Consider the following 16,028-nt stretch of genomic DNA (forward strand, 5'->3'; position numbering starts at 1 on the left):
ATCGACTCTCAAGTCCCTTCAAACGGGTTTATGAGCAGAAGATCAAGCCCCTCGAAGTCTTTGACGTTGCGCGTGGCAAGGGTTGCGCCGTTGGACAGGCAGATAGCGGCGATGATGGCATCCTGGATGGTGAGGGAGCGGCCGGCATTTTCGCGAAGTGCCCGCATACGGCCTGCCAGCCCGACAGCAGTTTCATCCCATCGCAAGATGCGTCCGCGATAACGCTTCTGGACCAATTCCGTTACATTGTCGACGTAGCGCGAAGATCCGGTTTTCAACCGGTATTTTTCGCCGCCGTAGACCATCTCCATGACAGTCAGGTCGGTCAAATACAAGTTTACGGCCTCTTGTCGCGTGAGCCACGCAACCAGAGCCGCATTTGGCAATGGCTTGCTGGTCTCCGAAATGACGTTCGTATCGAGGACTATCATTCGTCAAAGCTGAATGAGCGGACGTGGTCCTTCTTTCGACCGTTCTCGATATCGTTCATGATTTCGGCGAAATGCTCGCTTTCCTCGTCAGATGGGGCAAACAGTTCCCGCAGTTCTTCAAAGGCGTTTTTCGCATGAACGCCGGACTTCTCAGCCCGATGTGCGGCAATACCCTGACGGATCATGTCTTTCACCTCGTCCGACATGCTCCGCCCGGTTTCCCGTGCCACATTGCTAAGGTCCTGCTTGAGGCTTTCGGGAATGTCCCGCACCAAAAGGTTGCTCATGCGACATCTTCCTTGATATCAGTGATATCATAGGCGTGCCAACCACGAAAATCAATGCAGTCGCTCAGGCCCGCAGCTTGGCGGCCTTGGTGAATTTCTTGATCACCATCTCGCGCTTCAGGCGGGAGATGTGGTCGATGAAAAGAACACCGTTCAGGTGGTCGATCTCGTGTTGCAGGCAGGTGGCGAGCAACCCTTCGGCCTCGATCGATTGTTGCTTGCCGTCGATGTCGACATAGTTGACCGCAATCTTCGCAGGCCGTTCGACTTCGGCGTAATAGTCGGGGATCGACAGGCAGCCTTCCTCATACACCGAGCGCTCGTCGGACGAGGACAGGATTTCGGGGTTGATGAACACCTGCGGCGCCTTCTCGTCGCCGTCCTTGGACAGATCGATCACCAGCAACCGTTTGGGAATGCCGATCTGTATGGCGGCAAGCCCTATGCCGGGCGCGTCATACATGGTCGCAAGCATGTCGTCGGCGAGTGTGCGGATTTCGCCATTCACCTGTTCGACCTTGGTCGAGACTTGGCGAAGAATGGGATCGGGAAGGATAATAAGCGGCTTGATGGTCATGCCGCTTCCTTATTACAGGCTCGGATGTCTTGCAAGATTGCAGTTGACACCCTGCGACAGGTGATGGGCGGTCTCCTGACTTTCGGTTGAGTGCCCGGCTTGCTGTGCTGGCGACTGGACTTGTGGCTCAGGCTGGCGACGGTCGCGGGGCTTGAAATCGAACTGGACCGCGGATGAGTTTTCCGACTGCTGGTCAATGCACCGACTGGAAGAATGTTCACGCTTTGATCTGGTTCTCTTCAAAGAATCTGTTATGTTCGGCCGACACGGAAACAAGGCAATCCAATGCGCGAGGCGCTTTTCTTTATCGGCACTCTACCCATTACGCCGGCGCACCTGGTCTTGGCGGCTGGCGGACTTGCGTTGCTGTTCGCGGCGATGCTGCTCCTGATCCTCATGAGCGCCCGCCAGTCAGCAGCCATGGAAAATTTACAGGCACGCGAGCGCGCCGCCGCTGCCGAGCTCAGGCTGGCCGATATCCTGAAGGCACAGACCGAGATGCAGGGCCGGATCGCCGCTATGGGCAATGTGTTCGGGGCCCGGCAGGCGGAACTCAATCAGGCGATCAACCAGCGCATCGATGGCATGACGCATCGGATCGGACAGTCCATGACCGAACAGACGCGGACGACCCATGAGAACCTCAGGCACCTGCATGAGCGGCTGGCGGTGATCGATACAGCTCAGAACAACATTCAAGCCTTGGCCAAGGACGTCGTCGGGCTGCAGGCGATCCTGTCCAACAAGCAGACACGCGGCGCCTTTGGCCAGTCCCGGATGGAAACGATTGTTGCCGACGCATTGCCGATGGGCGCGTACGAGTTCCAGGCCGTGCTGTCGAACGGCTACCGGCCGGATTGCCTGGTGAAGATGCCGAACGGCCAACCATCGCTGGTGGTCGATGCAAAATTTCCACTCGAAGCATGGAATGCTATACGCGATGGCGGGCCGGAAGGGCTCAAAGTCGCCAGCCAGCAGTTCCGCCGGGATATCGAGGTGCATATCCGCGATATCTCGGAGAAGTATCTGATACAGGGCGAGACGCAGGATACCGCGTTCATGTTCGTGCCCTCCGAATCGATCTTCGCGGAAATTCACGAAAATTTCGAAGCCGTAGTGCAGAAGGCGCATCGGGCCCGGATCGTCATCGTCTCTCCCTCGCTGCTGATGCTGTCTATCCAGGTGATCCAGTCCGTGCTCAAGGATCAGCGCATGCGCGAGCAGGCGCATTTGATTCAAGGGGAGGTCATCCGCCTGATGGAGGATCTCGGCCGGCTTGATGATCGGGTTCGCAAGCTGCAGGCGCATTTCATCGCCGCGCAAAAGGATGTGGAGATGATCGTAACCTCATCGGACAAGCTCGCCAGGCGCGGCCAGAAAATCGAGGCAATGGAATTCGAAGCAGGCGTGCCGCCGCAGCCGTCCAATGGTGTCTCCGATGCGCCGCAGCGTTCGGTCGAAAGCCGTACCGGGATGTTGAAGCTGAGGGTGGTTGACGAGGACTGATCTTCCGGCGAAATAGGTGCCGCACTCATTTCTCGGGAAAGCGATTTGTCATGATCACCGTGCTCGGCTCCATCAACATGGACCTCATTGCCACTGTTTTCCGGCTTCCGAAGCCGGGCGAAACGCTTGCCGGCGATAACTTCGTCACCGCGCCCGGCGGCAAGGGCGCCAACCAGGCGCTTGCCGCACGCCGCGCCGGTGCTGATGTGACGATGGCGGGCGCCTGCGGCGAGGACGAGTTTGCTGTGCCGGCCCTGACATATCTGCGCTACGACGGCGTGGGCCTCGACCGCGTGCGGAACGCGTCTGCGGCGACGGGCGTTGCGCTCATCTTCGTCGGTGGGGACGGTGAAAACGTCATTGTCATCATTTCCGGGGCGAACGGGCTGGTTTCCGTCCAGGATGCGGAGGCCGCGGTGGGCGCGATGGCGCGAGGCGATACGCTGATGTTGCAGCTCGAAATTCCGCCGGCCACGATCGAAGCGGCTTTGATCTCTGCCCGTGCCAAGGGTATTCGCACCATCCTCAATACGGCGCCGTTGACGGCGGATGCGCCGCGGCTGGCGGCGCTCGCGGACATCGTCATTGCCAACGAGACCGAGTTCGAGCTGCTGGTGGGCAGGGCCGGACTGGACGCGGATGCGCGCGAACTTGCGATGCTGGACTATGGGCGCAAAGCCGGACAGACGGTTATTGTCACGCTCGGGGCTGACGGCGTCGTTGCGGCAAGGGACGGCAAGCTCGCCCGCGCTCCAAGCCTCAAGGTTGATCCCATCGACACGGTCGGCGCGGGCGACACCTTTTGCGGCTATTTTGCCGCTGGGCTTGATGCAGGGTTGAAGTTTGAGACCGCTCTACGCAGGGCCGCTGCGGCGGGTTCGCTGGCCTGCACCAAACCCGGCGCCCAGCCTTCTATTCCGTTTGCGGCAGAAGTCGACGCAAGCCTCTAACATGGCAACAAAACCACCACTTTAGGGCTAATAAATCGCAAATTGTTTTTCCTCTAATTTAACGAATACATTTTAGTCAGATGATCAGTGCCGGTTCTCCGGCGCCGATCGTCTGGGACGTCTCAGGCGCTTGTCCACTCTCTTCTTGCTGTCTGAGGCCTCCATGCGTTTGCTTGCCCCAAAGTCCCTGGCGACAAAATTGCTTCTCGTAACCGGAGCAACGGTCGCCACATTGCTCCTTGCATCCAGTTTCTTCCAGATTTCCCAAACCCGTGACCGGGTCAGCACGCTGATCAACACGCAGGCCGAAACCGAAGCCAAGTCGATCGCGGCGGACGTGGCTGCCAGTACCGGTTCGCTCGCCAGTGCGGCCCGCACCATGGCCGGTATTATCGCGCATGGACAAAAGTCCGGAGCGCTTGATCGCAAGGGCGTGGTCAAGATCCTGAAGACGAACCTCGAACAGCATGACATGGCGTTCGGAAGCTGGTTTTCAGAAGCCCCGAAAGGATTCGACAATCTGCAGGATACGTCCAAGGGCATTTTGGAACTTGGTGCGGACAAGCTCGGTAATTTCAATCCCTATTGGACCAAGGGCAAGAACGGCGAAGATACGTTCAGTGCATTCGACACGGACTATCAGGCTGCATGGTACCAACTCGCCGCGGAAAGCCGCAAAGGCGCGATTACCAAGCCTTACGTGATCAGCGGACTCGAAGTCCCTACTGCGGCAAGTTCTATCGCCTATCCAGTCACGGATGGCGACAAACTGATCGGTGTAGCAGGTGTTGATGTCTCGCTTGCCGTGCTTGGCAGCAAGCTGGAAACTCTCAAGCCTTTCGGCACAGGCAAGGTGTTGCTTGTGGCGCAGGATGGCAACTGGCTGGTAGCGCCGACTCCGGCGCAGATGGGCAAGGCCTACGACGGTGCAGGGTCTGAGGAGATCAAGGCCGCGCTGGAGACCGGCAAGGTCGCTTCGGTCGCCGATATCACCAATGAGCAGGGCGATCGCTTCAGCCGGCTCGTCTATCCTTTCAAGCTCGAAGGCCTGAATGCGTCATGGGTATTGCTGGTGGATATCCCCGAAGCTGCACTCACCGGCCCTGTCCGCGACCAGACCATGATGATGGTCGCCAGCGGCCTGCTGCTGCTGCTTGCGGTGCTGGGCGGCCTCTATTTCTCCGTTCGAAAGTTCGTGCAGAAACCGATCGAAAGCTTGATCGGCGATGTGTCGATGCTTAGCGCCGGAAAATATGATCTGAACGTTTCCGGTCAGGATCGTCAGGATGAAACCGGTGAGGTTGCGCGCGCGCTGGAAGGCTTCCGCCACAAGCTTGCAGATTCCAAGCGACACGAATCGGAAGCTGATTCGGCACGCCGCGCCACCGAGTCGGAGCGGCTGGAGACCGAAAGGGAACGCGCCGAAAACGCCCGCCAGCAGCAGTATATCGTCGCGGAAGTCGGCCGCGCCCTTGAGAAGCTATCCGGCGGTGATCTCGCGTTCCGTATCAACTCCGATTTCCCCGGCGAATATCATAGCCTGAAGAGCAACTTCAACGCAGCCCTCGATAGCCTCGAAGAGACGATCCGCATGGTCAACGGTGCTGTCGTCGCCATTGGCTCGGGCACGCACGAAATCAGCTCCGGCGCCAACGATCTGTCGCGCCGCACCGAACAACAGGCCGCCCAGCTCGAGGAGACCGCAGCCGCCCTCAACCAGCTGACGGAGCAGGTCCATTCCAGCGCGGAGAATGCCAAGACGGCGGCCAACGCGGTGCAGAAGGCGAGCAACGACGCCGAAAACTCCAGTGCTATCGTCAAGAACGCGATCGAGGCGATGCAGAACATCGAAAAGTCGTCTGGCCAGATCACCAACATCATCGGTGTGATCGATGACATCGCCTTCCAGACCAACCTTTTGGCGCTGAACGCCGGCGTGGAAGCAGCGCGAGCCGGCGAGGCCGGCAAGGGCTTTGCCGTCGTAGCCCAGGAAGTGCGTGAGCTTGCCCAGCGCTCGGCAACGGCCGCAAAGGAAATCAAGACCTTGATCAGCGCCTCGGAGACCCAGGTCAATGACGGCGTCAGTCTTGTTGCCCGGACCGGCGATACTCTGCAGGCGATTGCCTCGCAGGTGGTGCAGATCAACGGTCTGATCCGCATGATTTCGGTCTCGGCCAGCGAGCAGGCTGTCGGCCTAAAGGAAATGAACTCGGCGATGCACCAGATGGATCAGGTGACGCAGCAGAACGCCGCGATGGTGGAGCAGACGACCGCCGCCTCGATGACGCTCGGCGAAGAGGCAGAAGGCCTCAAGAACCTGGTTGCCCGCTTCCGTACTAGCGAGCAGCGCGCCGCTGTTGCCCATACCGGCTCGCTTCGTGCGATGGCAGGCCGCATGCGGGCGTAAGCCGAACGCAAACGGACTGCTTGCAAATGGCCCCGGTGGATCTCCACCGGGGCCTTTCTCATTGGATCAGAGCCGGGCCACACGCTCGGTCAGTAGGTCGAAGAAGCCCTGCGCGTCGACGTCCTTGAGAACGAGCGCGTTGGTCGGTCTGTTGGTCACCTTCCACCAGTCGATAACCGTTGCGCCGAGGGTGAGTTCGGAACTGGTCTCGATTTCGACATTGCATTCGCGGCCGGCAAAAAGCTCCGGCTTGATGAGATAGGCAATGGTGGTGGGGTCGTGCAGGGGGCCGCCGTCCGAGCCGTACTTCTCGATGTCGAAACGTTCGAAGAAATCGAGCATTTCGGCCAACGCGACGGCAGGCCGGGTGCCCAGCGCGCGGATTTTCTCGACGCGGTGCTTGAGCGTCAGAACCTTGTGGGTCAGGTCGAGCGTGATCAGCACAAGCCGTATGCCGGACTGGAAAACCATGTCTGCAGCTTCAGGGTCTACATAGATGTTGAATTCCGCCGCCGGCGTGATGTTGCCGGCTTCGAAGTAGCCGCCACCCATGATGACGATTTCCTTGATCCTGGGGCCGATATCCGGTGCCTTGATCAAGGCTGCGGCGACGTTGGTGAGCGGGCCAAGGGTGCACAACGTCACCGTGCCGGCGGGTTCGCGCCGCAGCGTATCGATGATGAAATCGACACCATGTTCGGGCTGCAGCGGCATGGTCGGCTCAAAGAGTTCCGGGCCGTTCAGGCCGGTCGCGCCATGGACATGCTCTGCCGATACCGGCTTTCGCTTCAGCGGGCGGTCCGAGCCCGCATAGATCTTGACGTCGGGGCGATTTGCAAACTCGCAGACGATCCGGGCGTTCTTGGTGGTCAGGGCAAGCGGAACATTTCCGGCAACCGTGGTGATGCCGAGCACCTCGACCTCTTCGGGAGAGCCGAGAGCCAGCATGAGTGCGGCTGCATCGTCCTGGCCGGGGTCTGTGTCGATAATGATTTTGCGGGGACTGCCCATATACTGAATTCCTTATGTTTTCGTCATCCGGTGGACGCGACTATGGTCTGCCGATCCTGACGATGCAAGCGTCTTGCAAGTCTTACCAACAGGCCCCATATGTTGTGGTGTCGGGCGCTTGAACAAGGCCCGGCGATTGTCGCTTGCAGCCAAGGACAAGGAATGAGATGACGAGAGTTACGCCTTTTGCTAGCCCGCTTTTGCTGGGGTTCGATGCGATGGAGAAGACGCTTGAGCGTCTTGCCAAGAGCAACGATGGCTACCCGCCATACAATATCGAGAGACTGAAGGCCGATCCTTCGCTCGATGAGCCCGAGAGATTGCGGATCACCCTCGCGGTGGCCGGCTTCGCTGAAGAAGATCTCGATGTCACCACGGAAGAGAACCAGTTGCTTATCCGTGGGCGTCAAAACGATCAGGGCGAAAAGGAGTATCTTCACCGTGGCATTGCCTCACGCCAGTTCCAACGCTGTTTCATGCTTGCAGACGGAATGAAAGTTGTCGGAGCGGTCCTCAAGAATGGACTTCTGTCGGTTGACCTTATTCGCCCCGAGCCCGAGCGCATGGTAAGAAAAATTAACATTTCTGTTTCAGAATGACATGGTGGGAGAATCCCTCCCGCGTCTTCTGAATGAGAAGGAGGCACAAGATGGCCACGAGAGCTACGCTCGACAGACTGACAAGAAACGAATTCGCCCATCTCGGGGCCGGCAAGGTCGGTTACATCAGGAAGATGAGGTCGGAAGACGTTTCGCGTGTGTTCCCCGAAGCGCCCGATCTCAATCCGGGACTGGATCTCTGGGCGCTATTCGGCGCCGACGGCACGCCGATTCTCCTGACCGACAACCGCTCTTCGACCTTCTACAAGGCCGCCGAAGACGAGTTGACGACTGTCAGTCTGCACTGACAGTCGGGGGCAGTTTTCTGCCTTACCGCTTGCGGAATGTCAGATATGCGGAGGATCTTCCTTCGCGCCGCGCCTTGGCCTCATAGCGGGTGCTTGGCCAATTCGGGTAGGGCGTTAGCCAGTCGCTTGCATTGTCAGCCAACCACTCGAAGCCGTCATTGCGGCTGACATGTTGAAGCGTCCAGTTGACATAGGTATCGATGTCGGACGCAAAGCAGAAAAGACCGCCGGGCTTGAGCACGCGGTGAAATCTCTTCAAATTCACATCCGAGACGAAGCGTCGCTTCCAGTGTTTCTTCTTCGGCCAGGGGTCGGGATAGAGAAGGTCGATCTGATCTAGGCACGCTGCCGGCAGCCAGTCCAGCACCACGGTCGCATCGTCGTCGTGCAGGCGAATGTTCCTGAGGTCGCGGGCTTCCACCTGTGCGAGAAGCTTCGCCATGGAATTGACGAACGGCTCCACGCCGATAAACCCGGTTTCGGGATTTTCGACAGCGCGATGAATCAGGTGCTCGCCGCCGCCAAACCCGATTTCCATGCGGATCCTGCTGACGGCAACAGGGTAGAGTGTAGCTAGGTCGGTCGGAGCCGGATTGCTCAGATCCAGTCGAAGTGCGGACAGTTCTTCCTCGAACAGCCGCACTTGATTGGTGCGCAAGGGCTTGCCCTTGCGCCTTCCGAAGAACGCTTCGGTCGAACGTGACCGACGCTCCTGATTGTCATCCTTCGGGCTCACGCGGTGATGGCTTCCTTGAGCGGCTTGACCAGATCAAGCTTTTCCCAAGAGAACGAGCCGTCGCGGCCAGCCTTGCGGCCGAAGTGGCCGTAGGACGACGTCTTGGCATAGATCGGCTTGTTGAGGTTGAGGTGGCGACGGATGCCGGATGGAGACAGGTCGATCACCTTGCGGATCGCAGCTTCCACCTGGTCCTCGGTCACCTTGTTGCCGGTGCCGTGCAGATCGACATAGACCGACAGCGGCTGGGCGACGCCGATGGCGTAGGAGAGCTGGATGGTGCAACGATCAGCCAGGCCAGCGGCAACCACATTCTTGGCGAGGTAGCGGGCGACGTAGGCTGCGGAGCGGTCGACCTTGGTCGTGTCCTTGCCGGAGAACGCGCCGCCGCCATGCGGGGCTGCGCCGCCGTAAGTGTCGACGATGATCTTGCGGCCGGTCAGGCCCGCATCGCCATCCGGTCCGCCAATCACGAACTTGCCAGTCGGATTGATGTACCAGTTGCAATCTGCGGCGATCGGCAGGGTACCCAACGCTTCGCGAATATAGGGCTCGACGACTTCGCGCACCTTCTTGGAATCCCAGTCCGCATCGAGATGCTGGGTGGAGAGCACGATCGAGGTAGCCTCGGCCGGCTTGCCATCGACATAGCGTACGGTCACCTGGCTCTTGGCGTCGGGGCCGAGCTTGCCGGCATCGCCTTCGCCCTTCCGGCGGGCTTCGGACAGCAGCTGCAGGATGCGGTGCGAGTAGTAGATCGGTGCCGGCATCAGGTCCGGCGTCTCGTTGCAGGCGTAACCGAACATGATGCCCTGGTCACCCGCGCCTTCCTCACCCTGCTGGTCGGCGGCGCTATCGACGCCCTGCGCGATGTCTGCCGATTGCGAGTGCAGCAGGACGTCGATCTTGGCGGTCCTCCAGTGGAAGCCATCCTGCTCGTAGCCGATGTCGCGGATTGCCTTGCGCGCCGCAGCCTTGAACTTCGACGGGTTGATCTGGTCGTGTCCGTTCTTGTCCTTCTTGAGCAGGCTGCTCGGCAGGCGGACTTCACCGGCGATCACGACCCTATTGGTCGTCGCCAGCGTTTCGCAGGCGATGCGAACCGACCACGGATCTGTATTGGTTTTCAGGGCCTCGCGGTAGACGAGGTCAACGATTTCATCCGAAATCCGGTCGCAAACCTTGTCCGGGTGACCCTCGGATACGGATTCGCTGGTGAAGAGATAGCTGGAGCGCATGCGGGATCTTCCCTCAATGAAAAATAACGACGCATGTGTAGTCATTCCCCCATCGAAAAACAAGCGCAGAAGGACATAAATATATCTTTATGTGATCAGTTTTGCGTGACTGTTCGCCGCTTTGACAGACGGTAATTTCCGGTGTTCAGAACCTTGTCATCGCTGGGCCGAGCAGCCAGTTTTTGAAGGTTTTCATGGCAGGCGTCGGGGTGCGCGATTTTAGGCGCGTCAGCCAGTATTTGCCCCTCGACGTATAGATCCGGAATGGCTGCTCTATCGATCCGTTGAGCAACAGGCGCGAGAACATCGATGGCGGTGCGAGCGCAATGCCCATGCCCTGGACCGCCGCCTCCATCATGGCCAGCGAGGAATCGAAAACGATGCCCTTGGTGCCTGCATGGGGCGGAGAGACGCCTGCGGCATCGAACCAGCCGCTCCATTCGTCGCCGCGATAGGAGCGCAGCATCGGATAGTCAGTCACTGCGATCGGGGTATGAAGATTGCGGGCGATCTGCGGGATGCAGAGCGGGCTGAGAGGCGCCTCGAACAACGGGTATGCCTCGGTTCCGTGCCAGGCGCCGTCTCCGAACCGAATGGCGTAATCGAGCCCTTCGGCCGCGATGTCGGTGCGATTGTTGTTGGTCGAAAGCCGGATATCGATCGTGGGGAAACGGTCGCGGAAATCACCGAGACGGGGCAGCAACCAGCCCACTGCAAAGGTGCCGACGGCACCGATGGTCAGGACTTCCTGCAAATGGCCGTTTTCAAAACGTTCGACGACGTCGGCCATGCGATCGAACGAATCCTTGAGTACTGGCAGCAAGGCCTGTCCTTCTTCCGTGATCATCAAGCCACGTGGCAAACGCTTGAACAACGGGGTTTTCAGCCGCTCTTCCAGCAGTTTCACCTGGTGGCTGACGGCGGCCTGCGTGACGCGGAGTTCGATGGCCGCGCGCGTGAAGCTCAGATGCCGGGCGGACGCTTCAAAGGCCCTGAGCGCGTTGAGGGGAAGGTAGGGTCTTACCATCGTGGGTATCTGAAGGCCTAATTTTGCTTGGGTCAGGCACGAGATAACATCGTTTGCGACCCCCGCTCAATCAATCTAGCTAATGGCTCATCGAAAATCAGAAAATGAGGACTGCGTGGTGAAAAAGCCGAGAATTGCAAATCTGGTGGCAATGTTGTGCGTTCTGCTGCCGTTGTCGCCTGCATTGGCAGCCGAAGACGCGGCTGAGTGCACGTTGATCGTCGATCAGCCTTCCGGCAAGACGCTTTACCGCGACGGCACATGCGATCAGCGCTTCACGCCGATGTCGTCGTTCAAGCTTCCGCTGGCGGTTATCGGTTTCGATGCCGGCATTCTGAAAAGTGAACATCAGCCTCGCTGGGACTACAAGCCGGAATTCAAGGCCAGCAAGCGCGAACGGAAATCCGTCGATCCGACGATCTGGGAGAAGGATTCGATCGTCTGGTACTCGCAGGAGATCACACGCAAGCTCGGCGACCGGAAATTTGCCGACTATGTCGCCAAGTTCGGTTATGGGAACGCAGATGTTGCCGGCAGGCCCGGCGAAAACAATGGCCTGACGCATTCCTGGCTGATGTCGTCGCTGGTTATTTCGCCGGACGAACAGGCCGCATTCCTCAGGCGTTTGCTGGGGGGAGACTTGCCCGTGAACGCCAAGGCGGTGGAAATGACCCGAAAGGTCATCCCGACTTTCGAAAGCGGCGATGGCTGGACCGTGCAGGGAAAGACCGGGAGCGGTTGGCTTAGGAACGGCAAGGGCAGGATCGACAAAAGCCACCCGATCGGCTGGTTCGTCGGCTGGGCTGAGAACGATGGCCGCCGTCTGGTCTTCGTGCGAATGAAGATCGGCGTTCCCGATACGGATTTGCCGCCAGGGCCGGCGCTTAGGGCCACTTTCCTGAAGGAATTGCCGGAGCTGATGGAGAAGCTTTAAGGCATATCTAGCCCAAATCTATGGCTGAGCGTGCCTTTGACCCGGTTGCGGACCTGCCATTTTCTGTCCAGGTCCGCAATCGCAGGGCATGATCGGTTTATTCGGCTTCGGCCTCGGCAGCCAAAGCCTTGACGAGATCCACAAGCTTGCGGCGCACCTTCTGATCATTGATCTTCACGAAAGCGCGATTGAGCTGCAGACCTTCGGATGAAGACAGGAAGTCAACCACATAATTTGAGCTGGAAGCTTCCGCCATGCCGGCGGGGCTGTTTGCGGGATTGCCGTCCGGGGCGTCTTCAAAGAAGAAGGATACCGGGACGTTCAGAATGCCGGAAATCGCTTGCAAGCGGCTGGCGCCGACGCGATTTGTGCCTTTTTCGTACTTCTGGATCTGCTGGAAAGTGATGCCGAGGGCTTCCCCCAGCTTTTCCTGGCTCATACCGAGCATCGTACGGCGCAGGCGAATCCGGCTACCGACATGTATGTCGATTGGGTTTGGCTTCTTCTTGTTTTCGATCATGTTAGTGTCCTATTGGTGGTAGGGTAGCCTTTGCTGCCCGGCAAAGGCATAAGCGCTAACGCTGCGTTGTAAGCTATCGATTGAGAACTTTTCACCATCGCGGGAACGACCCGCTAAATATACTATGCCTTTTTAGGGGTTTTGGTCAATTCCGTTTGAAAATAAAACTCATGCGGGTGATCAGCACAATCACGAATATAGTGAATTCCAGCAACCCGAAGTTCAGACTGCGAATTTGTTCGTTCAATTTTACTGCAATCTTTGAAGGTAAAGTTTCGTCTATGTATCCCACAGCTTGAAAATCGAGGCCGGAAAGTATTCTGCCGCGACCATCGATCACTGCTGAGATGCCACTGTTCGAGTTGCGGATGACGGGCAGGCCGGTTTCGACCGCGCGGAGCCTTGCCTGGAAAAAATGCTGCCATGGCCCCGGCGAGTAGCCGAACCAGCCGTCGTTGGTGAGATTGACGATCGCATCTGCCTGCGATTCTGAAGAGATCTCGTTTGGAAAGATGATTTCGTAACAGATAAGCGGCAGTAACCTGAGGCCATCGGGCAATGTCAGGTTCTGCCGGCTTTGTGCGGCGCTGAAGCCGCCGGGCATGGCCGCAACCGCCGACCAGCCGGTTCGCTCCAGTAAGTCTTCGAAAGGAAGGTACTCGCCGAACGGGACGAGATGAACCTTGTCGGCGGCGCTGATGATCTGGCCCTGGGAATCTATGACGTAGATGGAATTGTAATATCGCGGCTCCTGGCCGGCGCTGTCGCTTTCCATTCGCACCGCCCCGGCAATCAATACCTGGCCGTCTTCCAGCGTATCAGCAATCTGCACCAGCGCATCGGGATTCTGCGTGAGGATGAATGGAATCGAAGTCTCCGGCCAGACGATGTAGTCGGGACGCTTGCCGCCGCCCTTGGCTGGTGCTTTTGTCAATGCGAGGTGTTCGGCGAAGATCCGGCTGCGCTCGTTGTCGTCGATCTTGGCGGCCTGGTCTATGACAGGCTGGACAAGTCGCACAACACGGGCGTTCTCCGGATATGTTGCCGGCTGCTGAAGCTGGTAGAGCCCGAAGCCGACATGCATGGCAAGCAGCACACACGCCAGCGCCAGCGCCGGTCGGGCACCGCGGCCGGCGGCAATCAGGCCGGGGGCAGCAAAAACCACGACGGCGATAACGTTCATCGTGTCGCTGCCGACGATGGCTATCGACTGCATCATCGCCGGAAACGGCATGACGGCCTGGCCTATCGAATTCCAGGGGAAACCGGAAAACAGGAAACCGCGCAGCCATTCTGCAAGTCCGAATGCCGCTCCGAGGCCGAGCAGGCGGGCAAAGCCGTCCGTCCAGAACAAGCGGGCAAGTGCCGCGGCCAATCCGTAGAACAATGCGAGATAGGCGGGCAGGCCGAGAATAGCCAGCGGCAGCGCCCAGGCAAAGCTCTCAGCTTCCACCAGCAGTGCGTTGCCGATCCACCAGAGGCCGGTGACGAAGTAGCCGAGCCCGAACGCCCAGCCGATCAGAAAGGCGGGCAGAAGCCGGACGAGAAAATTGCGGTCTGGATTGCCGGCTGCGCCGTCGAGCAGCCAGACCAAGATGGAAAAGGACACGAAGCCGACGACAAAAATTCCGAAGGGCGGCAGCGCAAAGGCCGCGAGGGCCCCGGCGAAAAGTGCGATCAGAAAGCGTTTCGTGCCTGAACTCAGCGTGACGAAAGCCGCTAGCCGATCCATTCTGCTCATCCCATAAAATGCGTCGAATCACTCTATTTGCGCAGTTTTGCAGGATTTCGCCGCATTTGTCGCGATATCTGCTTCAGCGACTCACCGCGCCCCAAGTGTTTATAGGGTGCTTCGTTAACGATGACCCGCAAACACTTTGGATTTAAAGGATCCGGAAACGGATAAATAGTATGGATGGACCGGAATTCTCAGCTTCTGATGTGGCAACGAAGCGCTGACGCGCAATCGCCGCCGCCGGAAACTGTAGCCAGCACTTTTGGAGAGATGAGACGATGGGAAGCAATCTGATTGTTCCGGTAATTCTTGCGGGCGGCAAGGGAACGCGGCTGTGGCCGATGTCCCGTTCGCAGCGTCCGAAGCAATTCCTTGCATTGACCGGCGACCTGAGCCTGTTTCAGATGACGTTGAAACGGTTGGATGATCCGTCGCGGTATGGCAAGCCCGTCGTTGTCACCAACGCGGAATACCGCTTCCTCGTCGCCGAGCAGGCGCAGGAAGCCGGCATCGAACTTGAAGCCGTGGTGCTGGAGCCGGTGGCACGAAACACGGCAGCCGCGATTGCCGCCGCCACCCTGATCGCTGCCCGCAATGGCCCTTGTCTGATCCACATTCTCGCATCCGATCACAACATCACGCTGGACGATGCCTATCTGGCGGCCGTCGACACCGCCGCTGCGGCAGCAAAGGCAGGACGCCTTGCCACTTTCGGCATCACGCCGACCTCTCCGGCCACCGGTTTCGGTTACATCGAGGCAGGAACCGAGGAAAAGACCGGCGCGCACACAGTCAAGCGCTTCGTGGAAAAGCCCAGTGAGGACAAGGCACGCGAGATGATCGCGAGCGGCAATTACTACTGGAATTCGGGCATGTTCATGTTCGATTCCACCGTCTTCACCGCCGAATGCAAGGTGCTCGCGCCTGACGTCTTCAAGGCTGCCGACGCTTCGGTTTCAGCTGCCCGCGTCGATCTGGATTTCATCCGTCTTGGCGAAGCCGAGTTTTCCGCCTCGCCGGATATTTCCGTCGATTATGCGATTTTCGAAAAGACCCGGCTCGCATCCGTGGTGCCGTCGCCGATCCAGTGGTCGGATCTTGGCGCCTGGGACGCCGTATGGAAGGAAAGCCAGGCCGATGAGGCGGGCAACGTTTCACGCGGGCCGGTCAACCTCTTCAACACCCGGCAGTCGCTGGTGCTGTCGGAAAGCATGCATGTGTCCGTCAATGGGGTAGAGGACGCCGTGGTCATCGCCACCGAGGATGCCGTCTATGTCGGCAAGCTTTCGGATGCCCAGGACGTCGGCCGCGTCGTCAAGGAATTGATGAAGAACCCGAAGACCGCCAAACTGACGGAAGAGCATCGCACCAGCTATCGGCCTTGGGGCGGTTACTCCTCGGTCCTGATGGGGGATCGTTTCCAGGTGAAGCGGCTGTTCGTCAAGCCGGGCAAGCAATTGTCGCTTCAGAAGCATCACCATCGTTCGGAACATTGGATCGTGGTGCGGGGTACCGCCGAAGTCCAGATCGGCGACACCGTCCAGATGCTTCGCGAAAACCAGTCGGTCTATATCCCGCAGGGCGATGTGCACCGGCTCTCCAATCCAGGCAAGATCCTGCTCGAACTGATCGAAGTGCAGACCGGTTCCTATCTGGGCGAGGATGATATCATCCGGCTCGAGGACACGTTTGGGCGCAGCTAAGGTATTGTTCGTACCTATCCACTTATCGAAGCGGCCATCTGGCCGCTTCTTACGCTTGG

16 protein-coding genes are annotated in these 16,028 nt (G+C 58.8%); 7 read left to right on the plus strand and 9 right to left on the minus strand.

What is annotated here, in order from left to right:
- Positions 1-8: 8 nt before the first annotated feature.
- The 3 genes from JJB09_RS00165 to def all read right to left on the minus strand — a co-directional run bounded on the left by JJB09_RS00165 (position 9) and on the right by def (position 1,295).
- Positions 9-431, minus strand: a complete 423-nt coding sequence (locus JJB09_RS00165; protein ID WP_201651608.1) for a type II toxin-antitoxin system VapC family toxin — start codon at positions 429-431, stop codon at positions 9-11.
- Positions 428-718 carry a FitA-like ribbon-helix-helix domain-containing protein gene (locus tag JJB09_RS00170; RefSeq protein WP_201651610.1) on the minus strand — a complete coding sequence of 97 codons (291 nt, stop codon included), beginning with the start codon at positions 716-718 and terminating at the stop codon, positions 428-430. The genes JJB09_RS00165 and JJB09_RS00170 overlap by 4 nt, the downstream gene beginning before the upstream one ends.
- Positions 719-782: 64 nt before the next feature.
- Positions 783-1,295, minus strand: a complete 513-nt coding sequence (gene def / locus JJB09_RS00175; protein WP_201651612.1) for a peptide deformylase — start codon at positions 1,293-1,295, stop codon at positions 783-785.
- Positions 1,296-1,580: 285 nt separating this feature from the next.
- Between def and JJB09_RS00180 the strand changes: the two genes are divergently transcribed.
- The 3 genes from JJB09_RS00180 (at position 1,581) to JJB09_RS00190 (ending at position 6,158) form a co-directional block, all read left to right on the plus strand.
- On the plus strand, positions 1,581-2,801 hold the full coding sequence (locus JJB09_RS00180; RefSeq protein ID WP_201651613.1) for a DNA recombination protein RmuC: 1,221 nt from the start codon (positions 1,581-1,583) through the stop codon (positions 2,799-2,801).
- 50 nt (positions 2,802-2,851) lie between these two features.
- The gene (locus JJB09_RS00185; protein ID WP_201651615.1) at positions 2,852-3,751 is read left to right on the plus strand and encodes a ribokinase; all 900 of its coding nucleotides are present in this window, start codon (positions 2,852-2,854) and stop codon (positions 3,749-3,751) included.
- A gap of 163 nt (positions 3,752-3,914) precedes the next feature.
- Complete coding sequence (locus JJB09_RS00190; RefSeq protein WP_201651617.1) at positions 3,915-6,158, plus strand: methyl-accepting chemotaxis protein; 2,244 nt, start codon at positions 3,915-3,917, stop codon at positions 6,156-6,158.
- A 66-nt stretch (positions 6,159-6,224) separates the two neighbouring features.
- Here JJB09_RS00190 and JJB09_RS00195 read toward each other — a convergent pair whose 3' ends face one another.
- Positions 6,225-7,169 (minus strand): nucleoside hydrolase, encoded by a 945-nt coding sequence (locus tag JJB09_RS00195; RefSeq protein WP_201651619.1) that lies wholly within the window; start codon positions 7,167-7,169, stop codon positions 6,225-6,227.
- Positions 7,170-7,336: 167 nt separating this feature from the next.
- Between JJB09_RS00195 and JJB09_RS00200 the strand changes: the two genes are divergently transcribed.
- Both JJB09_RS00200 and JJB09_RS00205 read left to right on the plus strand, forming a co-directional pair.
- The gene (locus JJB09_RS00200; RefSeq protein ID WP_201651621.1) at positions 7,337-7,768 is read left to right on the plus strand and encodes an Hsp20 family protein; all 432 of its coding nucleotides are present in this window, start codon (positions 7,337-7,339) and stop codon (positions 7,766-7,768) included.
- Between the two features lie 50 nt (positions 7,769-7,818).
- The gene (locus JJB09_RS00205; RefSeq protein WP_201651623.1) at positions 7,819-8,076 is read left to right on the plus strand and encodes a BQ00720 family protein; all 258 of its coding nucleotides are present in this window, start codon (positions 7,819-7,821) and stop codon (positions 8,074-8,076) included.
- A gap of 22 nt (positions 8,077-8,098) precedes the next feature.
- On the opposite strand, the gene trmB is transcribed toward JJB09_RS00205, so the two are convergent.
- From trmB to JJB09_RS00220, 3 genes are all read right to left on the minus strand, one after another.
- Positions 8,099-8,812, minus strand: a complete 714-nt coding sequence (gene trmB, locus JJB09_RS00210) for a tRNA (guanosine(46)-N7)-methyltransferase TrmB (RefSeq protein WP_201651625.1) — start codon at positions 8,810-8,812, stop codon at positions 8,099-8,101.
- Positions 8,809-10,050, minus strand: a complete 1,242-nt coding sequence (gene metK, locus JJB09_RS00215; protein WP_201651627.1) for a methionine adenosyltransferase — start codon at positions 10,048-10,050, stop codon at positions 8,809-8,811. The genes trmB and metK overlap by 4 nt, the downstream gene beginning before the upstream one ends.
- Before the next feature lie 145 nt (positions 10,051-10,195).
- Entirely contained in the window at positions 10,196-11,077 is an 882-nt protein-coding gene (locus JJB09_RS00220) for a LysR family transcriptional regulator (protein ID WP_201651629.1), read from the minus strand.
- A gap of 151 nt (positions 11,078-11,228) precedes the next feature.
- Between JJB09_RS00220 and blaOXA the strand changes: the two genes are divergently transcribed.
- Positions 11,229-12,011 carry a class D beta-lactamase gene (blaOXA, locus tag JJB09_RS00225; protein WP_201652622.1) on the plus strand — a complete coding sequence of 261 codons (783 nt, stop codon included), beginning with the start codon at positions 11,229-11,231 and terminating at the stop codon, positions 12,009-12,011.
- 97 nt (positions 12,012-12,108) lie between these two features.
- On the opposite strand, the gene JJB09_RS00230 is transcribed toward blaOXA, so the two are convergent.
- Positions 12,109-12,531: a helix-turn-helix domain-containing protein gene (locus tag JJB09_RS00230; protein ID WP_201651631.1), complete on the minus strand. Its 423-nt coding sequence runs from the start codon at positions 12,529-12,531 to the stop codon at positions 12,109-12,111.
- A gap of 145 nt (positions 12,532-12,676) precedes the next feature.
- Complete coding sequence (gene lnt, locus JJB09_RS00235) at positions 12,677-14,263, minus strand: apolipoprotein N-acyltransferase (RefSeq protein ID WP_201651633.1); 1,587 nt, start codon at positions 14,261-14,263, stop codon at positions 12,677-12,679.
- Between the two features lie 281 nt (positions 14,264-14,544).
- Here lnt and JJB09_RS00240 point away from each other — a divergent pair, with 281 nt between their 5' ends.
- Positions 14,545-15,969, plus strand: coding sequence for a mannose-1-phosphate guanylyltransferase/mannose-6-phosphate isomerase (locus JJB09_RS00240; protein ID WP_201651635.1), 1,425 nt, complete (start codon positions 14,545-14,547; stop codon positions 15,967-15,969).
- Positions 15,970-16,028: the final 59 nt, after the last annotated feature.

This window comes from Phytoamicus setariae (genome assembly GCF_016722925.1).
GTDB lineage: Bacteria > Pseudomonadota > Alphaproteobacteria > Rhizobiales > Rhizobiaceae > Rhizobium_E > Rhizobium_E setariae.

What these genes read in the sequence shown, in the direction of transcription:
- JJB09_RS00230 (WP_201651631.1), bottom strand. Translation starts at nt 12,531, where the DNA reads ATGATCGAAAACAAGAAGAAGCCAAACCCAATCGACATACATGTCGGT.
- JJB09_RS00220 (WP_201651629.1), bottom strand. Translation starts at nt 11,077, where the DNA reads ATGGTAAGACCCTACCTTCCCCTCAACGCGCTCAGGGCCTTTGAAGCG.
- JJB09_RS00185 (WP_201651615.1), top strand. Translation starts at nt 2,852, where the DNA reads ATGATCACCGTGCTCGGCTCCATCAACATGGACCTCATTGCCACTGTT.
- JJB09_RS00240 (WP_201651635.1), top strand. Translation starts at nt 14,545, where the DNA reads ATGGGAAGCAATCTGATTGTTCCGGTAATTCTTGCGGGCGGCAAGGGA.
- JJB09_RS00165 (WP_201651608.1), bottom strand. Translation starts at nt 431, where the DNA reads ATGATAGTCCTCGATACGAACGTCATTTCGGAGACCAGCAAGCCATTG.
- JJB09_RS00195 (WP_201651619.1), bottom strand. Translation starts at nt 7,169, where the DNA reads ATGGGCAGTCCCCGCAAAATCATTATCGACACAGACCCCGGCCAGGAC.
- JJB09_RS00200 (WP_201651621.1), top strand. Translation starts at nt 7,337, where the DNA reads ATGACGAGAGTTACGCCTTTTGCTAGCCCGCTTTTGCTGGGGTTCGAT.
- JJB09_RS00180 (WP_201651613.1), top strand. Translation starts at nt 1,581, where the DNA reads ATGCGCGAGGCGCTTTTCTTTATCGGCACTCTACCCATTACGCCGGCG.
- JJB09_RS00170 (WP_201651610.1), bottom strand. Translation starts at nt 718, where the DNA reads ATGAGCAACCTTTTGGTGCGGGACATTCCCGAAAGCCTCAAGCAGGAC.
- JJB09_RS00205 (WP_201651623.1), top strand. Translation starts at nt 7,819, where the DNA reads ATGGCCACGAGAGCTACGCTCGACAGACTGACAAGAAACGAATTCGCC.
- JJB09_RS00190 (WP_201651617.1), top strand. Translation starts at nt 3,915, where the DNA reads ATGCGTTTGCTTGCCCCAAAGTCCCTGGCGACAAAATTGCTTCTCGTA.
- blaOXA (WP_201652622.1), top strand. Translation starts at nt 11,229, where the DNA reads ATGTTGTGCGTTCTGCTGCCGTTGTCGCCTGCATTGGCAGCCGAAGAC.
- def (WP_201651612.1), bottom strand. Translation starts at nt 1,295, where the DNA reads ATGACCATCAAGCCGCTTATTATCCTTCCCGATCCCATTCTTCGCCAA.
- metK (WP_201651627.1), bottom strand. Translation starts at nt 10,050, where the DNA reads ATGCGCTCCAGCTATCTCTTCACCAGCGAATCCGTATCCGAGGGTCAC.
- lnt (WP_201651633.1), bottom strand. Translation starts at nt 14,263, where the DNA reads ATGGATCGGCTAGCGGCTTTCGTCACGCTGAGTTCAGGCACGAAACGC.